24 protein-coding genes are annotated in these 19,816 nt (G+C 70.0%); 2 read left to right on the forward strand and 22 right to left on the reverse strand.

Annotated elements, in window-relative coordinates; all coding sequences use genetic code 11:
* Positions 1-3: 3 nt before the first annotated feature.
* From V3328_RS16555 to V3328_RS16590, 8 genes are all read right to left on the reverse strand, one after another.
* Entirely contained in the window at positions 4-693 is a 690-nt protein-coding gene (locus V3328_RS16555) for a nitroreductase (protein ID WP_340330796.1), read from the reverse strand.
* A gap of 119 nt (positions 694-812) precedes the next feature.
* Entirely contained in the window at positions 813-1,349 is a 537-nt protein-coding gene (locus V3328_RS16560) for a hypothetical protein (protein ID WP_340330797.1), read from the reverse strand.
* 28 nt (positions 1,350-1,377) lie between these two features.
* Positions 1,378-1,680: a hypothetical protein gene (locus tag V3328_RS16565; protein ID WP_340330798.1), complete on the reverse strand. Its 303-nt coding sequence runs from the start codon at positions 1,678-1,680 to the stop codon at positions 1,378-1,380.
* A 101-nt stretch (positions 1,681-1,781) separates the two neighbouring features.
* The gene (locus V3328_RS16570) at positions 1,782-2,186 is read right to left on the reverse strand and encodes a 3TM-type holin (RefSeq protein ID WP_340330799.1); all 405 of its coding nucleotides are present in this window, start codon (positions 2,184-2,186) and stop codon (positions 1,782-1,784) included.
* Positions 2,183-2,875, reverse strand: a complete 693-nt coding sequence (locus tag V3328_RS16575) for a glycoside hydrolase family 108 protein (protein WP_340330800.1) — start codon at positions 2,873-2,875, stop codon at positions 2,183-2,185. The genes V3328_RS16570 and V3328_RS16575 overlap by 4 nt, the downstream gene beginning before the upstream one ends.
* 76 nt (positions 2,876-2,951) lie before the next feature.
* Positions 2,952-3,506 (reverse strand): TIGR02594 family protein, encoded by a 555-nt coding sequence (locus tag V3328_RS16580; protein WP_340330801.1) that lies wholly within the window; start codon positions 3,504-3,506, stop codon positions 2,952-2,954.
* Between the two features lie 265 nt (positions 3,507-3,771).
* Positions 3,772-5,280: a DUF2793 domain-containing protein gene (locus tag V3328_RS16585; protein ID WP_340330802.1), complete on the reverse strand. Its 1,509-nt coding sequence runs from the start codon at positions 5,278-5,280 to the stop codon at positions 3,772-3,774.
* 11 nt (positions 5,281-5,291) lie between these two features.
* A complete protein-coding gene (locus V3328_RS16590; RefSeq protein ID WP_340330803.1) occupies positions 5,292-9,224 on the reverse strand; it encodes a baseplate multidomain protein megatron in 3,933 nt (1,310 codons plus the stop codon).
* A 154-nt stretch (positions 9,225-9,378) separates the two neighbouring features.
* On the opposite strand from V3328_RS16590, the gene V3328_RS16595 reads away from it, so the two are divergent.
* A complete protein-coding gene (locus V3328_RS16595) occupies positions 9,379-9,882 on the forward strand; it encodes a hypothetical protein (RefSeq protein WP_340330804.1) in 504 nt (167 codons plus the stop codon).
* A gap of 19 nt (positions 9,883-9,901) precedes the next feature.
* Here V3328_RS16595 and V3328_RS16600 read toward each other — a convergent pair whose 3' ends face one another.
* The 14 genes from V3328_RS16600 to V3328_RS16665 all read right to left on the reverse strand — a co-directional run bounded on the left by V3328_RS16600 (position 9,902) and on the right by V3328_RS16665 (position 19,181).
* Positions 9,902-10,366: an NlpC/P60 family protein gene (locus tag V3328_RS16600; protein WP_340330805.1), complete on the reverse strand. Its 465-nt coding sequence runs from the start codon at positions 10,364-10,366 to the stop codon at positions 9,902-9,904.
* A 55-nt stretch (positions 10,367-10,421) separates the two neighbouring features.
* Positions 10,422-11,321 carry a DUF2163 domain-containing protein gene (locus V3328_RS16605; protein WP_340330806.1) on the reverse strand — a complete coding sequence of 300 codons (900 nt, stop codon included), beginning with the start codon at positions 11,319-11,321 and terminating at the stop codon, positions 10,422-10,424.
* Positions 11,322-11,372: 51 nt separating this feature from the next.
* Complete coding sequence (locus V3328_RS16610; protein WP_340330807.1) at positions 11,373-12,005, reverse strand: phage distal tail protein, Rcc01695 family; 633 nt, start codon at positions 12,003-12,005, stop codon at positions 11,373-11,375.
* Positions 12,006-12,174: 169 nt separating this feature from the next.
* A complete protein-coding gene (locus V3328_RS16615; protein WP_340330808.1) occupies positions 12,175-12,939 on the reverse strand; it encodes a PRC-barrel domain-containing protein in 765 nt (254 codons plus the stop codon).
* Between the two features lie 194 nt (positions 12,940-13,133).
* Positions 13,134-13,775 (reverse strand): phage tail tape measure protein, encoded by a 642-nt coding sequence (locus tag V3328_RS16620; protein ID WP_340330809.1) that lies wholly within the window; start codon positions 13,773-13,775, stop codon positions 13,134-13,136.
* A gap of 85 nt (positions 13,776-13,860) precedes the next feature.
* Complete coding sequence (locus V3328_RS16625) at positions 13,861-14,454, reverse strand: exopolysaccharide biosynthesis protein (protein WP_340330810.1); 594 nt, start codon at positions 14,452-14,454, stop codon at positions 13,861-13,863.
* 83 nt (positions 14,455-14,537) lie between these two features.
* Complete coding sequence (locus V3328_RS16630) at positions 14,538-14,684, reverse strand: phage tail assembly chaperone (protein WP_340330811.1); 147 nt, start codon at positions 14,682-14,684, stop codon at positions 14,538-14,540.
* Between the two features lie 11 nt (positions 14,685-14,695).
* Positions 14,696-15,136 carry a gene transfer agent family protein gene (locus V3328_RS16635; protein ID WP_378759062.1) on the reverse strand — a complete coding sequence of 147 codons (441 nt, stop codon included), beginning with the start codon at positions 15,134-15,136 and terminating at the stop codon, positions 14,696-14,698.
* A 71-nt stretch (positions 15,137-15,207) separates the two neighbouring features.
* On the reverse strand, positions 15,208-15,621 hold the full coding sequence (locus tag V3328_RS16640; protein WP_340330812.1) for a phage major tail protein, TP901-1 family: 414 nt from the start codon (positions 15,619-15,621) through the stop codon (positions 15,208-15,210).
* Positions 15,622-15,667: 46 nt separating this feature from the next.
* Positions 15,668-16,069 carry a DUF3168 domain-containing protein gene (locus V3328_RS16645; RefSeq protein ID WP_340330813.1) on the reverse strand — a complete coding sequence of 134 codons (402 nt, stop codon included), beginning with the start codon at positions 16,067-16,069 and terminating at the stop codon, positions 15,668-15,670.
* Positions 16,066-16,311, reverse strand: a complete 246-nt coding sequence (locus tag V3328_RS16650) for a hypothetical protein (protein WP_340330814.1) — start codon at positions 16,309-16,311, stop codon at positions 16,066-16,068. The genes V3328_RS16645 and V3328_RS16650 overlap by 4 nt, the downstream gene beginning before the upstream one ends.
* A complete protein-coding gene (locus tag V3328_RS16655) occupies positions 16,308-16,640 on the reverse strand; it encodes a phage head closure protein (protein ID WP_340330815.1) in 333 nt (110 codons plus the stop codon). Before V3328_RS16655 ends, V3328_RS16650 begins: the two co-directional genes overlap by 4 nt.
* Positions 16,637-17,224 (reverse strand): head-tail connector protein, encoded by a 588-nt coding sequence (locus V3328_RS16660; protein WP_340330816.1) that lies wholly within the window; start codon positions 17,222-17,224, stop codon positions 16,637-16,639. The genes V3328_RS16655 and V3328_RS16660 overlap by 4 nt, the downstream gene beginning before the upstream one ends.
* 664 nt (positions 17,225-17,888) lie before the next feature.
* A complete protein-coding gene (locus V3328_RS16665; protein ID WP_378759063.1) occupies positions 17,889-19,181 on the reverse strand; it encodes a phage major capsid protein in 1,293 nt (430 codons plus the stop codon).
* Here V3328_RS16665 and V3328_RS16670 point away from each other — a divergent pair.
* Positions 19,174-19,383, forward strand: coding sequence for a hypothetical protein (locus V3328_RS16670; protein ID WP_340330817.1), 210 nt, complete (start codon positions 19,174-19,176; stop codon positions 19,381-19,383). The genes V3328_RS16665 and V3328_RS16670 overlap by 8 nt on opposite strands.
* The last annotated feature ends 433 nt before the right edge of the window (positions 19,384-19,816 follow it).

Here is a 19,816-nt window from a genome sequence, read left to right on the forward strand (position 1 = left end):
GGCTCATTCCGCCGGCGCCGCCTCGAAGCCCCGGAACTCGGCGAGCTCGTCGACGGCCGCGCGCTCCGTGCGCCAGCCGTTGACCGGATCGTCCATGTCCGCGTAGCCGAGCGCGATGCCGCAATACATGATCAGCTCGTCGGGCAGGTCCAGGACCTGCGCCACCGTCTCGTGCCAGTAGGTCCAGGCCTCCTGCGCGCAGCTGTGCAGGCCGTGCTCGCGCGCCAGCAGCATGATCGTCTGGACGAACATCCCGGCGTCGGCCCATTGCGGCGGCCCCATCTGCCGGTCGATCGAGACGAATATGCCGACCGGCGCCCCGAAGAACGTGAAGTTGCGGGCGAACTGCCGGTAGCGACCGGCCTTGTCCTCGCGGGGGATGCCGAGCGCCGCGTAGAGGTCGGCGCCGCACTTGAAGCGGCGGCCGTGGTAGGGCTCGCGCAGCGGATGCGGATAGACCTGGTAGTCGGGCCCCTCCCCCTTCGGCAGCAGGTGGTAGCGCGGCGAGATCCGCTCGATCAGGTCCTTCAGCGGCGCCCCGGTCAGCACATGCACGCGCCACGGCTGCAGATTGCCGCCCGACGGCGCCCAGCGCGCCGCATCGAGGATCTCGCGGACGACGGATTCCGGCACGGGCGTGTCGAGGAAGGCGCGGCAGGACAAACGCGAACGGACGGCTTCGGTGACGTTCAAGGGAAAGCGCTCCGCGAGGTGGGAATGGGTCGCGACCCGATGGGGCGGAGCGGGAAGGTAGCGCGGCGGGCGAACGGTGCCAATGGCGGGGGATAGCGGCGTGGCGGATCGGCCTGCGATCAATGCACCCCGCGCCGCCGGTCCGGCAGGATGGGCAGAGGGCAGAACTTGCGTCTGCTGGCGGGATCTTCCACAAGCTTCAGGAAGGTTCCCAGCAAATTCGTGTGCACCTCCGGCCCCAAGACCCAGATTATCTGTCCGGCTTCCTGCTTCAGTCTCTCGTAGGTGTCGGGATCTTCGTGCAGATAGACGAGGCCTGCGTCGGGCCGATACGCGAAAAAGACGCTCTCGCGGTATGCGGGATGGTCGCGGCCGTCGCCGCCAAGGCCTTTGAGCACGCCGTTCAGGGTACCCCCCCACACGGTCGTTTCAGTGAAGTAGAAGGAGTCTACCCAGTCCGAAAGGACGGGCGTTCCGTCGGGATATTTCAGGATGACGTTTGGTTGCCAATAAGGCGTGTACGGATCGACGAGCGCCTCGCGGCCGAGAAGCAGTCCGTTAGGCAGTTGAATACACACGCTGCCTGATGCCCAGGTTCCGAGTGTCACGTAGGCGAGCACGAGCAAGCAGAATGCCGCCGCCATATAACGGACCACGCGACTCCAAACCGGTCTTCGGACGCCACTATGTGCCATACTTGTAGATGCTGTTGGAACGATCCTTCGCGACCCGCCCGTTTATCGAACCCAGCCATTCGTCCACGATGGCGTATGGATTGCCGGACCAGATGTTTCCCTGATAGTCGGTCAGTTCACCCAAACCCTCTTCTTTGAGTTTCTCGCGGATGTCTACGGGATCGGTGAACTCGTCTGACAGATTGAATATTATTCGGCCGCTTATCGCCAGGGCGCTACCGGCGTCTTCGGAGCTGCCGTGGAAAACGCCTCCAATCGTTGTGTTTCCCAAACTGAATACCACATCGGTCATCCTATATGGCCGACGGAAGTTTGTTCTGAACGACGTGCCGACATTTTGTATTGTTCGAAGGCCCTGCGCGGTAGGCCGGGTTCTGTGTGAGCGCATCGCCCTCACCCTCCCTTGCCCGCGAACACCTTCTCCAGCGACCGCCCGCCGATATACCCGCCCATGCCGACGACCAGCAGGGTCCACAGGCCCTCGGGCACGGCCTTCAGCCCGACCACCTCGTCGAGCGGCACGGCGAGCGCCGCCGCCAGGATCGGAACGGCAACGGCATGCCAGACCAGCAGGCCCATGCAGACCACCATGAACACCGGCCGCCAGTTGCGCTGTAGGGGCGAGCCCTGCGCCTCGGCGGTGATGATCGCCGCCTGCGCCTCCGCCATGCGAGCCTCCGCGTCGGCGGCGGCCTGTTTCAGCTCGGCCTCGATGCGGGCGCGCTCCTTGGGGTCGGGGATCACCCGCTCGACGATCTCCAGCACCGGGCCGATGAAGGGGGCGAGCGCGCCGATCATGACCGGCCTCCCGTCAGGATCGCCCGCAGGAACGCGGCGAGCGCCGCCAGCAGCCCGCGACCCGACCCGCCGGTATCCGGCCCTGCGGTATCCGGCCCTGCGGGATCCAGCCCTGCGGGATCCGGATCGGGCAGGGTCGCAGCGGTTGTCGCGGGCGCCTCGACCCTCCCGGACGCCTCCGCCATCTGCCGCGCCAGACGGCGCACGTCGCCGACGCGGCGCTCCCAGCCGCGGCCGAACACCGCCCAGCCGCTCAGCCCGCGCAGGAAGGCGAGGCGGACGTCGCAGATGTCCTCGATCAGCCGTCCCGCACCCGCGGAGCGCACGGCCGCCAGCGTCGCGGGCCCGACCACCCCGTCCTGGCGCACGCGGGCTGCGGCCTGCAGCCATTTCGCCGCGCGCGCGGGTCCGGAATTCACCGCGGCATCGAACACGCAATAGTCGACGCCGGCCGGGAGTTCGTCGGCCTTCACCGCCGCCCAGTATCGCGCCCGGTAGATCGACGCGGCCTCCTCGCGGGTCAGCCGCCTGACGTCGGTCTTCGAGACGCTGCGCCCGCGCCAGGCTGCCAGGGTCGCCCGGGTAATCCCGTATTTCGTCGCCCCGCCGGGATCGGAGGGATGGTCGGCATAGCCTCCCTCGTGGCCGAACAGGTGCGGCATCGCCTTGTCGAATGTCTCCTGGACCATGGACTCCTCCTCTGGAATCAAAAAAGGCCGCCCGATCGGGGCGGCCTTTCGAAACGTTCCGGAAAATCGGCGGGCGTCAGGGTCGGCGGTAGCCGAGCACCCGCGACGTCGGATAGGTGCCGACGCCGACCTTGCGGCTGTGGTTGCCGGACAGCAGTTCGATCTGCCCGTCCTTCCAGCCCATGAAGTAGCCGACATGGCCGCCGCCGGATCGCGACAGCACGACGATGTCGCCGGGTTGCGGCTTCGACACCTTCTGGCCGTAGCCAAGGTAGGAGCGGGCGAGCCGCGAGCCGGAACCGTCACGACCGGCCTTGCGCTCCACCAGGTTCATGAAGTCCGCGCACCACTGCGACGAGCGTCCCGTCGGGTTGCCGCCCAGATAGCGGCTGGCGATCGACAGCGTCTGCTTGCCGCCGCCGCCTCCGAAGGACGAGACACCCGCGGACGCGGTCGAAGCGGACGACTCTGCCGCCGCACCCTGCGGCTCCACTCCACTCGGCGACACCACGGACGGGTCGCCATCGATGACGCGCGCCGAAGCCGGCACGCCGGACGCCAGGACGGCGATCGCTATCGCCGCCAAGGCAGGGACAAATACCCCAATTCGCCCCAGCATGAGTTTGACCATTTAGGGATCCATTGCTGGTTACACACACAACTTGCCCGGCCATTCGGGGCCGGGCGTGCGGGCGACTTGTCCGGGGAATGTGACGAGGATAGGGCAGCAATACTGACTTATTTTCGCCCGATAGATGGTCCTGCCCGACCTGACCCAGGGGAAGCGGCGAGCATGACGTAACGTCCTGATCGGACGCCGGAAACCGGCCGTGACAGGGTGGCCCGGACGGACCGGTGCGGGCGTTTTGCTCCGCAAGCTCCGGGCGGTCGACGCCTCAACGCTCCGGCGCGCTCTCCAGCGCCGTGAGCCGCTCCTCGTGGTTGCAGACGACCAGCGCCAGCAGTTCCAGCGCCAGCCACTTGCGGCTCGTCAGTTCGCCGACCGACAGGCCGTTATGCGTCCACTCGTCCCGCCGCGGCATGCCCGGCAGCGCCCGGTCGGCCCGGAGCCTGGCGACATACTGGGCGGGATCGCGCGGGTCGAAGCCGTCGTCGAGCATGCGCGCGAACAGGTGCGCCACCTCGTGCCGGCGCCTGATCCTGCGGCCGGACCTGACGAGCGGCTCGGTCACCGCCTCCTCGATCGCGTCGACGCCGTTGCCGTCCGCGTCGTAGACCGGGACCAGTGCGACGCGCTGGACCCTGGCCGTCTCGACCCGGCGGACGAACGATCCGTCCGCGTCGCGGACCACCACTTCGGCCTCCACCTCGTCGACGACGGGCACCTCCTCGACGGTGTCGGGAACCTCGATATCCGGCACCATGGCGTCCCAGGCCTCCAGATCGACGGTCCCGTGCTCGAGGAACTCGTCCTGCAGCGCCATGCAGGTCAGCAGCGCGCCGTCGTCGTAGACCGCCCCGGCATTGATCGTCCCGGCGCCCAGGTCGCCGCCGGTGGCGCCGGGGGTGTAGATCCCGGCGCCGACGACGAGGCGCGCCGCAAGCGTCCCGGACAGGACCGTCTGCAGCTGCAGTTCCCCGGATTCGGCCGCGTTCGCCGGATCGACGATGATCGCCTGGGCGCGGGCGTAGTCGCGGATCGCATTGCTGCTGCTGCGGCCGCGGAAATTGATGCCGCCGAGCCCGTCCGTCGCCGCCGGGCTGTCGGACCGGCGCTCGATGGAGACATACGGCCCGCCCGCCGGCCCGCTGTCGTACTGCCGTATGGCAACGGGGAGGCTGGTCCCGTTGTCGACGAGCTGCGAGGCCGACCAGACGTTGCTGGCATTCAGCAGGGGAACGGTCCCCCCGGCGGTTCCGGTGTTCGCCACCGCCGCGGTGCCGAGCCCGAGATTGGTCCGCGCGCCGGCCGCATCGGAGGCGCCGGTGCCGCCGTCGGCGACGGCGAGGTCGGCGATTCCGTTAATGCTGCCGCCGCTGATCGCCACGTCGTCGGCGTCCTGGCCGGCCAGGCTCCCGAGGCCCAGCGCGGCTGCCAGCGGCACCCAGTCTCCGGCGCCGTCCAGCACGTAGAACGCCGCCTCGTCGCCAACGTAGGCGAGCCAGCCTTCCCCGCCGCCGGCGCCCGGCAGGAACGAGCGCCAGCCGCCGTCCTCGTAGCGGGCGATGCGGCCGTCCCAGCCGGTCCACGCGCCGCTGCCGCCGGTCGCGACGATGTAGCAGTCGCCCTCCGCCGGGCTGCCCGGCGGCGTGTCGAGGTCCTTGTCGAGCACGCTGATCTGCACCAGCGAGTCGAGCGCCACCAGCGCCTCGTTGTGGGTGACGTGCTTCTGCGCCTGCGCGGCGGCGATCTGCGGAAGACGAAGGCGGGCGGTTTCAGCCATGTTGTTCCTCGCTAATGGTCGAATGCCAGCGTTTCCGCCGGTATGCCCGCGCCGAAGCCCTCCGAGACCTGCGAGACGCGCATCGGCACGTTCCATTGCGCCGAACCGAAGTCGGCGGCCTGCTGGGCGGCGGTGTAGAGATATTCCGGTTCCGACAGGGTCACGCTGCGAACGACGCTGCCGCCCGGCGCGTCGAGGATCTGGAGCACGTAGCCTTCGCTCTCCTCTCCGAGCGGCACCTCGGGCCGGTTCCAGGAATCGCCGCCTATGCGGGTGCGCCGGATCCAGGTCAGCCGCCAGTCGCCGGTGGCATGGTCGCGCCTGCCGCGCAGGTGCACCGGCGCCAGCGGCCGGCGACCCCTGCCCTGCGCCGTCACCGTCTTCTGGTCGAACGAGGCGTCGGACACGTCGCGGTTGACCGGGCCGATGCGCCAGGTGAGCGGCAGGCCGAGGTCGTCGGCCGACAGGTCGGGCTGCCCGAGCGCCTCGTCGAGCACCAGCACGCGCGCGCCCGCGGCGACCGGATCGCGCATGGCGTGCTCGCTGCCGCGCTGGCCGCGCAGCAGCATCGTCAGCCTGTAGCGGTCGGGTGCGACCAGCTCGGCTGAGCGGAACTGGACGATCTCCCATTCGCCGTCGGCATTCCCGATCGCCAGCGCGTTTGTCCCGCCGAGCACCTGCAGTTCGGTGGCCGAGGCCAGCGCGCCGGAATACAGGTCGACGGTGAGTTCGCCGGTCCGGTCCCAGCGCCAGGCCGGCCCGGAGTAAAAATCGAACGCCAGCTCACCCATCCGCGCGGCGCGCGGCAGCGTCGTGTCGAGGGCGAAGCCGGTGTCCTCCGGGCTGCGGTAGAAGGCGATGCCGCCCGGCCACGGCGAGAGGTAGGCCGCGACGTAGCCGGCCGCCTCGTCGTCGCCGTCCCTGAGCAGCGGCCCGTCCACGAACACCGACAGCGGCGTGCCGAGCGCCGGCACCACCGGCGAGGGCCGCGAGCGGCGCGGCATCGCGGCCGGCGCGAACAGGCTCGCCTCGGTCATCGCGGCGCGCAGGCGGCGGCCCGCTCCGTCGGCAATCTCCGAGATCCGGAAGGTCTGCGGACCGAGCGCCGGATCGGCCATGAAGCGGATCACATCGCCCGGATCGAGCGCCAGCAGCGACGGCGGCAGCGACAGTTCCAGCCCCTCGCGGCCCGCCCAGGCGTCGTGCAGCAGCGTCTCGGCGACGGCGCGCGCCGCCTGTTCGCCCATCACCACCGGCAGCGACAGCTGCCGGACGCGCCGCGACCCGCCAGCGGTGCGCCGCGCCTCCACTTCGCCGGGCTGGTCGTCGTTGGCCGGCTCGCCGTGCGAGAGCTTGAGCACGTCCGGCAGCTCGGTCTCCTGGGCGCGGGTCTTGGCGAAGCGCTCCGATCCCCCCGTCGCCTCGGCCTCGACCAGGTCGTCGAGCGTCAGGTCGGCGGCCACCGGCGCGCCGGCGCGCGAGCGGAACCGGATGAGCCCCTCGCTCTCGTGCGCTTGCATCAGGTAGGCCGGGCCGATTGCCTCGACGACGCCGCGCGCCGACAGGATGCGATCGACGATCACCGCGTCGACGACGCCGGCCATCGCCGAAACGTCGAAGGCGGCGAAGCCGTACTGGCCCATCAGGTCGGCAACGGTCTCGCGCGCCGGCGCGCTGCCGAGACGGCCGGAGATCCAGTGGCCGGTGTCCCAGTTCGCCGCATCCGCCCAGGCCGCGTCGTCCTGCGGGAAGCTCGGCGCCATCCGCGCGTCCCAGGCCCAGATGGCGGTCCGGGAGACGTCGATCATCCGGCCGTCATAGAGGCCCGAGGCCGGGTTGTTGTCCGGGTCGGCCCAGTACTCGAGCACCGCCTGCAGGTAGGCGCGCTGGGCGGCATCGTCGCGCACGCCCGTCGAGTAGTGCGGCACGTGGCTCTCCGACGACTTCGGGTCGTGGAACACGTTCGGCTGGTTCGGCCCCTTGTCGATCGCCGGGCAGCCGAGTTCCGTGAACCAGACGGGCTTGGACTGCGGAACCCAGGCCGTGGGGGTGGCGGATTCGATGCCGCCGGGCCGGTCGTGATGGGCGTTCAGCCACCAGTTGCGGATGTCCTTGTTGCGGAACACCCAGTCCTTGCCGTACCCGCCGTCGGTGATCGGGGTGCGGATCTGCCCGTCGCGGTCGGCCGGGCCGGCATAGAACCAGTCGTAGTGCTCGCCGCCCTCGATGTTGGCCTTCAGATAGCCGATGTCGTGGATCGAGGTCGGCCCGGCGCTGTCGAAGTCGAGGTGGTCGGTGCCGTCGCGCCAGTCGGCGGCGGGCAGGTAGTTGTCGATGCCGACGAAGTCAATGTCGTCGTCGGCCCACAGCGGATCGAGGTGGAAGTGCACGTCGCCCGAGCCGTCGTCCGGCCGATGGCTGTGAAATTCCGACCAGTCCGCCGCATAGGAAATGGCCGTCGCGCCGCCGAGGATCGAGCGGACCTCGCCGGCGAGGTCGACCAGGGTCGCGACGAACGGATAGCCGCCCGCCCCGTCCCGTACCGCGGTCAGCGCCGCCATCTCCGAGCCGATGGTGAAGGCGTCGACGCCTCCGGCAAGTTTCGCCAGCGTTGCCATGTGCAGGACGAACCGGCGGTAGCGCCACTCCGCCGGTCCGGTGTAGGCGACGGTAAAGCCGGACGAGGCGGCGAAATGCACCGCCGTCGCCGAGCCGGCGAAGTCCGATACCTGGCTCGCCGCGGCCGCCGTCTGGTCGACGCTGCCGGCAAACCCCGGCGCCGGCGCGCAGGTGATCCGGCCGCGCCACGGATAGACGGGCTGGCCGGTCTCCGCGGCGTCGTCGGAATACGGGTTCGGCAGGTCGTTGCCGGCCGCCACGTCCATGATCACGAACGGATAGAGCATCACCTTCAGGCCGCGGCTCCTGATCTCCTGGATCGCCGCGATCACCGAGGCATCGTTCGGCGAGCCGCCGAATGCGGGCTTCCCGTCGATCTGGCTGACGAGGTCGGCGGTCAGCCGGTTCTGCCCCGCCGCCACCCACGGATAGGGGGCGCCGTAGTAGACCGTGACCTTCTCGCGGTTCTCCACCTTCGGCACGATCTCGCACTGGCCGCAGCGCAGGTCGGTGCCGAACCAGGCGACGACCAGCGTGACGCTGTCGCAGTTCGGGGCGAGGTCCTGCAGCGTATCGAGCGAGCCGACGAAGTCGGAGACCGCGACCTTGGTGGTGCGGTTCTCGGTGACGTAGGAGCCGGCCTTGGCCGTCTTGCCGAGCGTCAGCGGGTCGTAGCCGAACTCCGTGGTGCCCGGGATCATCGCCACCGAGCGCACCAGCGGCTCCAGGTCGCCGACCGGCCGGAACACCTCCGCCGTGATGATCGGCATGCGGTTGCCGTACTCGGTCAGCAGCATCGACTCGAAGACCACGTAGGCGATGCCGCGGTAGGACGGCGCGTTGTCGGCGCCCTCCTTCGCCGCGATCAGCGAGTCCGCGTCCTGGTCCTCGGTCCCGAGGTATTTGCGGATCACCACGTCGCCGTAGTCGTGATCGACCTCGCGGCCGTCGGCCCAGATCCTGCCGATGCGGGCGACCGGGCCTTCGCAGAGCGCCACGGCGAAGTTGGCGTAGTAGCTGTACTGGGTGGTGCTGGTGCCGCCGAGGCCCTTGCCGCCGCCGGTCGTCACCGCCAGTTCCTGGAAGCGGGTCGCCCAGATCATCTGGCCGGCCACCCTGGAGCGGCCGGCGAGCCGGGTGATCGCCGCCCCTTCCGACGACGCGGTGATGTCGACGGAGGTCAGCCGCGGCCCCTCCCTGTGCGGCGTCGGACCGAGCGCCGCCACCGCGGCGTTGTCGATCGCCGAGCCGATCAGCGCGCCGATGGCGCCGCCGACGGGCCCGCCCAGCGCCGTGCCGGCTGCGGAGAGAAGAAGCGTCGCCATGGGTCGGGAGCCTTCGGACTGGAATTGACAGGGCGGGCGCGCGGCCGCAGCACCTTCCGCAGGGAAACAAGACGGAAACACTGGAGACATCTCGGGGCGACACGGGCGGACTAGACAGCCGCCCGTCCAACCAATCGAGAAACAGGAAAACGAGATGTCTGTAGCCTCCCACACCAGCACTTCCCGCCGTCGCGCCGGTCCTCTGGCGCTTGCCGGCCTCGCCTTGACGGGGCTTCTTGCAGCTCCGCCCGGCGCGGCTGCCGGCGGCCTGACCTCCGAGGAGGTTCTGCGCAAGCCGGTCGCCTATAGTGGCCACAGCAACTGCTCCGGCAGCCAGCACACCTGCTACGTCAGCTTGGGCCAGACCCCGAACAAGAAGAAGAAGCGGCTGGAGATCGCGGGGCTGAGCTGCCAGGCGCGGATTTTCGCCGGCGATGCCTACCGCTTTTCCTTCCAGGGCGGCGTCACCCTGCAGGAGTACGAGCATCTCCAGCCCGTCCACGCCGGCACGAACGCGGCCGTCGACTACTACGTGGCGCGCAGCGAGATGCGTTATTTCGCGCCCGTCGGCGACGAGATGAGGGTCTATGTCAACGGCACCGAGGACATCGCTCAGCTCTCCTGCATTCTGCAGGGAACCCTGGTGACCTACCAGTAGCGGCCCGACCTGCGGGGGATCAGCCTAGGTCCCCCGCCGGGAACGCGAACGCGGCGGCGACATGCCGTCGCCACCAGCCCGACAGCGCCACCTCGCAGACCGGCACATGCTCCTGGGCATGGATGAAGCGGCCCGGCGCCGAAACGATTCCGGTATGCTTGGCCACCGTGCCGCGCCGGATCCGGAAGACCAGCACGTCGCCCGGCAGCATCGCGCCGGGATCGATCTCGATCATGTGCCGCCGCGCCGTCTCGATCAGCGTCTCCTTGCCGCTGACGCTGCCCCAGTCGCGCGAATAGGGCGGGACCTCCTCCGGCTCCGCGCCGTGAAAGGCGCGCCAGACGCCGCGCACCAGGCCGAAGCAGTCGCAGCCGGCGCCCTTCAGGCTCGCCTGGTGACGGTACGGCGTACCGATCCAGCTCCGCGCCTCGGCGACGATCGCCGCGCGCGTGGTGGCCTGTAGCCCGGATGGAGCGCAGCGCAATCCGGGAGCGGTGAACCCGGATTTCGCTGACGCTCCATCCAGGCTACGATTTCGGTCAACTGAAGAAGCTTCCGCCATCGTTCTCGCCTGAATCGCCGACCACGTAGGAAAATGCCCGGTCGTTGCCGGGCATGTGCGGGAACCCCCTGAAGTTCGCCCGGTTGGCGAACTTCGTCCTGCAGGTCGCAAACGTCTTGTCGCACCCGGCCGTGACCGTGAACGTGTCGCCGGGCTCGATCGTGAAGGCGGCCTGCTGCCATTGCGTCAGCACGATGCCGGCCGCCTCGACCGTATGCTCGCGGACCTCCACCGACTGGCCGGCATTGGCGCCTCCGGTCCATGTCAGCCGCCCGTGCCGGAACCATCCGGGCGCGAAATCCCCCTCGGCGAATGCCGCCACGGTGAGGACGCGGTCGTCGATGCAGGAGACGACCGTCGCCGTGGCCTTGAACGCTGGATCGTCCAGGTCGACCGCGCAACGCGCGTCGCCGAGATCGGCGTCGCAGGTGCGCCGGTAGGTCCGGCCGAGCGCCTGGTCGAGGGCCTGGGCGAGGCCGCGCAACTCCGCCGTGAAGGCCAGCTCGCCGCGCCGCACCTCGCCGATCGTGCCGGCCCGCATCAGCACCCGCTGGTCGGGATCGGCCCAGTTGACCCGCCAGACCTCGATCGCCGCGCCGTCGTAGAGCCCGGCCCTGAGGTCGGCCTCGCCGATCGCGGACGAGGACAGGGCGCCCTCGACGTCGAGAGTGTCGACCGACAGCCCGAGGCTCGAGTCGATCTCAGTCGCGACGAACCCGGTCGCCGCCTCGTATGTCGTGCCGTCCACGGCCACGGCCCGGTCGTGGTCGGTGAAACCGAGGACGGTTGTGTCGGTGCGCACCACCTTCCAGCACCAGCACAACGTTGTGACGGGGCCGGCGAGGTGCGCCTGCAGCAAGGGGGACAGGGATTTCATCGAATGGATCCGCTTGGTGGGACGTGTGAAACGGACGCCCCGGCCGCTGCCTCAGACCCGGATCTCGATCACCGGGATCCGTGCAATGTCGCCGTGGCGCAGGCCCGCCAGGTCGATATCGAGCCGGTCGGTGTCGAAGCGCACGGGCACGTCGAACTCGAAGCCGGCGGTGACGGCGAGGCCGGCCGCCGGGGGCGAGGAAAAGGTGACCTGGCCGGTCGTCGCGTCCACCGAGAAATCGGCTCCCTCGGTCTGCTCCACCGCGTCGACGGCGACCCGCACGGTTCCGGAGACCGGCTTGGTGATCGTTCGTACCCAGGGCAGGTGCGCGCCGCCATAGGTCTTGACGAGTTGGAACGTTGCGGTCGTCCCGTCACCCGTCCCGATCGTCTGGTCGTCGGGCCCCGGCGTCCCGAGTGGAGCGCATGACTTGTAGTCGGACCAGTCCCGCCACCGGAAGCCGTATGCGCGGCCGCGCCGCTCCTCGAAGAAGGCGACGGCGGCATGCAGCTCGTCGGCGGTCTTGATTCCGCTGCCGGCATCGTACCGCCGGCGCGAATCCGCCCATTGCTGGTTGCGCTCCTCGTGCCCCGATCCCAGCGTCACCACCTGGGTGCGGCGTTCGGGACCACCGGACGCCGAACGCGATATCCCCGAGGGAAAACGGATTTCGTGAAATCCCATTTGGCGGCGCTCCGTTCACAGCACGTCAGGACGCAAAAAGACCGGCCTTCGGGGGAAGGCCGGTCTCGATGGCGACCGGGCGGCGGTCTGAGAGGAGGCTTGTGACCGCCGCCCGAGTCTGCGGCTCGCCGGTATGGGGGCTACTCGAAGGCGAGCCGTTTGGGGACCATTACTGGTTCGTCGTGTCCGCGGGCGCGGCCGGCGCGGCAGGGGTCGCAGCATTCGGCTGCGTGTTCATCTCCTGGCGCTGCTGGTCGGCCTCGAGCTCGGCCTGGACGTCGTCGCGGTCACGGAAGACCGGCCCGTCCTCGAGCTGCTCGCGGCTCAGCGACACGACGGCGATCTCCTCTTCCGGCTGGAAGGTGAATTCCTTCCAGTTCACGGCGACGTCCTTCGCGCCGAGGCCGAGGAAGCCGCCGACCGAAACGACGGCCGCGATGACGCGGTTGTTGTCGTCGATGACGAGCGCGTCGATGGTTCCGATCGACTCGTCCTGCGCGTTGCGCACATCGGTTCCGATGATCTCGTCGGAGACCAGCTGGCCGGGCTGCTGCTCGGCAAGGATCGGCTCGGTCGGCAGGCCGTCGTCCATCATGTTCGACGCATCGGCGGTGTCGGCACCGGCCGGCTTGTCCGTCATGGTGTTCTTCAGCTCAGGCGCATCGGAATCCATGTTGGTGTCGGACGCGGTCTGGTCCGTGCTCTTCATGTCGCCGGCGGCATCCGACGTGTCGGTGCCGGTCATGGTGCCGGTGTTGTCCTGGCCGGTCTGCGCGCCGGTGGCGGCGCCGGTCGACTGCTCGCCCGACTGCTCCACTGCGGCCGGCGGGGTCTCGTTGGCGTCGGTCTGCGTCTGCGCATAGGCCGGCGCCGCAAGCGCCAGCACGATGGCCGAGGTGGCGAGGAAGCGGTTCGGATTGATGTGCAGTTTCATGGTAACCTCCTGGTCTTCGACCTCCCACGCCGGACACAGGCTGTCGGAAGTCTTTATCGGATTTGGAACGCTGCTGGCCTTACAACGCCGATGCTGCCAGCAACGTTCCGCACACCGCTTCACGGAATGTTACCCGTTTGAAAAATAACGATTTTCGCCATATTTCGGCCATGCGACCGCCGTGCGCCGGGGCGTCAGCGGTTGCGATATCCGCGATCCAGCGCCCGCGACAGGTCCGCGGCGATCTGGCCGCGGGCCCGGTGAAAGCCGTCGACGTCCGGCGTCTGTATGTTGAATGTCACGTGGACGGGCGCCTGCCCCTGTCCGCCCGCGGCGGCCACGCCGAGCCGCCCGTCGGGGCCCCGCCGCAGCGGCAGGATGGCTTCCGGCCCCGCCTCGCCGGCTAGTCCGAAGCCGCCGCGCAGCGGGAACGCCAGCGGCTCCCGGAGAATGGCGCCCGAGGACCCGGCAAGGATGCCGCCGCTGGCGAAGGCCTGCACGGCGCCTCCGGCAACGTTGCCGGCCTTGACGATGCCGCCGTCTGCGAACGGCAGCGCGCCCTGGAGCGCCGCGCCGATTGCCGACGACAGTCCGCTGGCCAGGGGCTTGAGCGCCGCATCGAGCGCCAGTCTGGCGAGGCGGATGGCGAGATCCCTCAGGACGTCGGACAGCGACCGCCCCTTCACGATTGCGCCTTCGAAGGCACTCGACAGGGCGGTCCCGAACCTGCGGGCCAGCCGCGTCGCCTCGCCGATGTCGTGCCGGAAGGAGGAGAAATCGGCATCGAGTTCGACACTCAAGATCCCGTCTGGCTCCTCGGAGAAGAATTCGGGCATGCCTCGGGTCTCCCTGCAGATGCGGACGGGCGGTATCGACTGGTGTGGGCGGCGCGGCGCGGACGTGCACACGCCGGCCCGGCGATCAGGACAGCAGGAACGACAGGCCGAGCCAGCCGACGCCGCCGGTGATCGCGATCGCCACCAGCGCCAGCAGCCCGTCGCGGGCGACGATCGCCAGGGCGAAGACCGAGATCGCGGCGCCGGTGGTGCTGTTGGCAAATGGAATGAGTTCCATCGCCGGCATCACCAGGCAGAGCGCGATCACGAACGCGGCGATCAGTCTGTCCAGTGGCGGGTCGGTGAGGAATGTCAGCCGGGGGCCGACCACCGCGTCGACGTAGGACGCCCCCTTCATCGTGAAGTGGGACACCTGCGCCAGCCGCGTCTGGCCGAAACTGCGCGACAGCAGGAACCGGGGCAGCCAGACGCTCTTGCGGCCCGCCAGCAGTTGCCCGGCCACCAGCGCGATGATGACCGCCATCACCGTCGGCAGCCCCGGGATGCCGCCGACCGGCGAGAACACGATCAGCGCCGGCACCAGCATCAGCGGCCCGAAGGACCGCTTGCCGAGCGCTTCGATCATGTCGGCGACGCTGACCCGGTCGGTGCCGTTGCCGGCATCGTCGATGCGCTCGACGACTTCCTCCAGGTTGTGAGGTTGCGACTGTTCCGACATGGCGGTGCCTTCTGGTTGCCGGAGGCAAACGGCCTGATCCTGCGAACGTTCCCTTCAGGTATCGGCGCGTCTCCGACCCCCGATCAGTCCGGAAACCGCGCCATCAGCGCTTCCAGGTCGCCCCGGCCGGGCGCTTCGCTGCGTCCCCGCGACCGCCAGGCGAGGGCAAGCGACAGCTCGCGCGGCGTCGACGCCCAGGCCTCCCGCGGGCTCAGTCCAAGGCCGGCCACCGCGTATCCGATCAGCTCGGCCCACGGGAAGCCCCCGGCGGTTCGCGGCTCGGACCCGCCCGCGTAGGGTTTTCCGGGGTCGCGACGCCTCCCCTGCCCGTCTCGCCGGGGTCGCTGCCGCCGGCGGCGCCGAATGTCGCCTCCAGCAGTTCGACCACCAGCCGCACGTAGCCCGCCGCCCCGCCGTCGATCGGCATCGCCGCGGCCTCGGCGTCGGAGATCTCGTGGCCGGCGCCGCGCAGCCCCGCGCCGATCACCGCAAGCGCCTCGCGCGCCGACAGCCGGCCGGCCTCGAAGCGTTCGGCCAGCGCCATCAGGTCGCCCGCGGCGAGCGCTGACTCCAGCTCCGCAAGCGCGCCGAGCGTCAGGCACAGCGTATAGCTGCGCCCGCCGAGCGTCGCCGACACCTCTCCGCGTATCCGGTTGGGCATATGCGTGTCCTCATCGGTCATGCCTGTAGCCTGGATGAAGCCGAAGGCGTAATCCGGGACCGGCGCTGCCGCCCCCCGCCGTCCCGCCGCCGCTACGCGGCCTCGAAGGCCAGTTCGCCGGCCGATTCCAGCGCCATGTCGAAGGTCAGCTCGCCGTCGTGGCGGCCGGCGAATTCCAGCGCGGTGATCTGGAACGGTCCCTCGATGGTGCCGAAGTCCGGGATCGTCACCTGGAAGTCGCGGACCGCACCGTCGAAGAACTGCTGGCGCAGCAGCGCGTCGGACTGGGCGTCGCGGAAGATGCCGGCGCCCGACAGCCCGGCCCGCTTGATGCCGCCGCCGTCCAGCAGCTCGCGCCACTGGCCGGCCGATTCCATGTCCGTCACGTCGACGGCCTGCGCGTTGAACGCCAGCGTGCGGGTGCGCAGCCCCGCCACCGTCACGAAGCTCCCGGCCCCGTCGGAATCGATCTTCAGGAGCAGGTCCTTGCCTTTCTGGGCGGTCATCTGGTTCTCCGGATGAGTTATTGGCAGGTCGAAGGGCGCATGGCGCCTACGCCATCTCGGTCACCGCGCGCAGGCGCATCAGGCCGCGCCAGGTGCGCCCGTCGGACTGGCGCCGCGCCTCGGTGCGCTCGACGCGCAGGTCGATCAGGCTGTGGCCGGTCAGCGACAGCGCCGCCTCGTCGAGCACGGCGGTCATCGCGCCGAGGATCTCCAGCGCCTGCCGGCGACCGCCGTCGCGCGACCAGACCAGGAAGGTGGCGAAATGCTCTTCGCCGTCGCCGCCGGTATCGGAATGGTCGAGCGAGGCGAGGTCGGCGAGCGTCACGTGCGGGAAGCCGCCATCCTGCGGCGCCCCGTCGTAGACGGCGGTGCCGACCAGCGCGGCCAGCGGCGCGTCGGCCTTGAGCGCGGCAAACAGCGCGGCCTGCAGGGCGAGCGCGGCGCTCATCGCACGCGCCTCGAGACACGCGGCTCGGGCCGCGGCGCGCGGCGCAGGTCGCCGCAATCGGTATCGGCCGCCGTCCCGCCCCCACGGCGCGGACCCGCGGCGGTGTCCCGCCCGTCCCTCAGCCAGCTGTCCTTGAAGCGGCCCTCGAGCCGCGGCGGCATCCCGGTCTCCAGCCGCTGCTCGGGTCGGCGGGCGGCCGGTGTCGGCGGATACGGTGCGGTCGGGCGTGGCGTGGTCTTCATTGGGCTGTCTCCTCGCAGTCGCAGACGAGAAAGCGGTGGCGCGCCTCGACGTCGGTCAGGCCGAGGATCGAAAAGACCCGGGTGCCGAACACGACGCGCATGTCGTGGGTGACGTCGGCGCGCCAGCGGATGGTGAGGCGGTGGCGGGCGGCGGCCTCGATCCGGCCGGCGGCGGTGCGCTCGGTGGCCCGCACCGGCTCGATGCGCCCCCACAGCGTGGCGACGTCGCTCCAGCTCCGCGTCGTGCCGCCGGCGCCGTCGTCACTGTCGACGGGCGCCTGCAGCCGCACGCGGTGGCGCAGGCGGCCGATGGCTGCGGGCGCGCTCACAGGCTTACCGCCCGATACGGAGCCAGCAGCGCGGCAAGCGTGTCGGGCACCGGATTGGCCGGCCCGCCGAAGGCGACCGGCTCGCGGATCTCGTACCAGTGCGCGACCAGCAGCCGGATCGCCTGGACGATCGGCGCCGGCACGTCGGAAGCCTCGCCGTAGCCGGCGGTGAAGACGACCTCGATGCCGGCGATCGGCGCCCCCGGCGCGACCGGCGCGGTTCCCTCGCGCATCAGGATGCGCGCCGGCCACGACGACAGGTCGGCGACATAGGCGGTGTCCGCCAGCACCGCAGGCACCGCCTCGGCGTCGTAGACCGTCACCGTGTCCACCGAGATCACCGGCGACAGCGGCATCTCGACGATGCGCCCGCCCGGCGACGGCGGCGGCCAGCCATCCAGGGTCAGCCGCCAGGTCTGGCTGACCAGCACCCGGCGGATCGCCGCCTCGACATGCAGGCGGGCGGCCGCGATCAGCGTATCGACCAGCGTGTCCTCGTCGTCGTGCTCGAGCCTGAGGAACGCCTTGGCGTCGGCGCGCGACAGCGGCTCGGCCGCCGGCGGGGTCACAAGCGTCAGTGTCATGGCATGGTCCCTGAACAAGGAAGCGGCCGCACCGGCCACGAAGTCGCGGCGTCCGAGGGCGCACCCTCTCGACGCGATCCCGTCGCGCCGGTCAGACGCTCGGCACGGCCCCCTCTCCAACTCTCCCCCACGAGGGGGTGAGGAGCGGTCCGCGTCAGCGGACGAAACGCATTGCGTTTCGAGCGACGAACGCCCGAGGCGCGAAGCCGAGGGCCGGGAGAGCGTCCGTCCCGGCCCAGCCGTCGTCCGTGTGGCGAGGCGGGACGAAGGTGCGTCTCGACGAGATGCGGATGCGCGGGGCGGACGCTGCGGACGTACCCCCTCTCCAACTCTCCCCCACAAGGGGGGAGAGAGTTCCTACGAGCATCGGCCCGCCGTGAGCCGACATGTCTTTGCCTGCTGCGCTGTTGGACCAGGTCGGTGTCTCCGCGATTGGCGCCTTGCGCCTCTCTCCCCCCTTGTGGGGGAGAGGGGAGCAAGCTGCACTTGCCGAGGGCGCAAAGCCCTTCAAACCTGGGCTGCAGATCCTGTGCGAGCGGACTTCGACGGGCAGTAGTACCGGTCGACCCTCTCCCCCCTTGTGGGGGAGAGATGGAGAGGGGGGTCGAAGCGCCGAAGGCCGGCTCGATGCCGGCCTTCGGCGCCCTCTTCAGGCCCCGCCCTCTCAGCTCTCGCCGAACTTCATCAGCTTGATCGCGTCGAAGTCCTGGATGCCGCCGCCGACGCGCTTGGTGGTGTAGAACAGCACGTAGGGCTTCGACGAATACGGATCGCGCAGGATCCTCACCCCGAGCCGGTCGACCACCAGGTAGCCGCGGCGGAAGTCGCCGAAGGCGATTGCCATGTCGTCGGTGCCGATGTCGGGCATGTCCTCGGCCTCGGCGACGGGGAAGTTCAGCAGCGTCGAGACGCCGCCGGCCTGCGCGGCGGGCTGCCAGATGTAGTTGCCGTCGCCGTCCTTGATCTTGCGGATCTCGCCGAGCGTCCGCCGGTTCATCACCCAGTGGGCGTTGTGCCGGTAGCCGCTCTTGAGCGCATAAACCAGGTCGATCAGCTTGTCGGACGGGTTCGAGGCCGGAAACGCTCCGTCGACCCCCGTCGCCAGGTAGCCGACCTTCTCCCAGGCCCACGCGGACTCGGCCGCGGTAGTGTAGGCTAGGAAGCCCTTCGGCTTGTTGGTGCCGTTGCCGGAGACGAAGGCGGCGCCCTCCTGCTCGGCGAAGGCGACCTGCACCTCGGCTGCGATCCATTCGTCGATGTTGACGGCGGAATCGTCGAGCAGCGTCTGCGTCGCCGCCGGCATCGCGTAGAGTTCCATCGCCGGGAACGCCAGTTCGGCAAGCGTCGCCGTGGTGGTCGGCGAGCGTTCGCCGGTCTCCGCGACCCAGCCGGTGGCCGGGCCGGAGACGGCGAACGGCTTCTTGTAGACCGAGGCCGAGATCTCGCGGACGCCGGCGATCGCCCGGATCGGCGAGGCCTGCGACAGCAGCCGGCCGATCTCGCGCTCCGTCTCGTCGGGAACGAGATAGCCGCCGTCGGCATCGCTGCCCACCGACATCGCCTTGGATTCCAGCGCCCTCAGCCCGCTCTCGGCGCCGTGGCGCACGTAGCCGGCGAAGGCCGCCTTGTGCTGCAGGGCGGCCTGCGACGTCTCGGCCCGCTCTCCAGACAGCGCCGGCCGGCGCGATTTCAGCACAAGTCCGTCGACGAGTTGCCGGTGCTCGTCGAGCGCCCGGTTGATGCGCTCCATCTTCTCCGTCGTCACGACGTCGGCGGAGACCCGGCTCTCGATCTGCGCCAGGCGCTCGTCGTTCGCCTCCTTGAAGGCCTCGAAGGCCATCATGAACTCGTCGAACGCCTCGACCACGTCGCTGCTCGACGGCAGGCTCGAGCCCATGTCCGCCGCCTTGCGGCCCGCGCTCCCGGCCGCGGCCGGTCGGGGGAAGTGCTTGGTCATCTTCGATACTTTCCTTCTCGGGGTTGATGTCGATTTCAGGACGCCGCCGCTGCAGGCCACGGATTACGTCCGGGGGCGCAGGTCCGTCGCGTGGGTGCTGCCGCGCTCGCAGCACGGCGGCTGCGCCGGGCCCGATCCGCCGCCGAAGCGCGCCGGCGCCTCGTGGTTCGAGACGACCGCTTGCGCGATCGGCTCACCATGAGGCTCCAAAAGTACTGACGCAGGGTGCCGGCCCGCACGGAAGCCCTGGCGGTGAGGGCGGGCGCAGCCCGCGTCTCGAACCACGAGGGCAGGCCGCAGCCGCCGTTGCCAGTCGCAACATCTGCCCTGCCCCGGAACCCCTCGGCGTAGATCCATTGTCTGGCAAAGCTCCTGCCAACAGCACCCGGTACATCCCGGGCTCGACCCGGGATCCAGCCGGGCGGCTGCCGAACATGCCGCTTCCCCGACCCCGTTGGTCCCGGCGACAACCGGGACCGGCGCACCGACCCGGCGTAGCCGCCGTTACAGTCGCAACCTCTGCCCCGGTCCCCGGATCCCCCCGGGGCGTAGATCCAATGTCTGGCAGAGCTCCTGCCAACGGCACCGGGTACATCCCGGGCCCGACCCGGGATCCAGCCGGGCGGCTGCCGAAC

Origin of the sequence: Microbaculum marinum, from assembly GCF_037855135.1 — a bacterium.
GTDB lineage: Bacteria > Pseudomonadota > Alphaproteobacteria > Rhizobiales > Tepidamorphaceae > Microbaculum > Microbaculum marinum.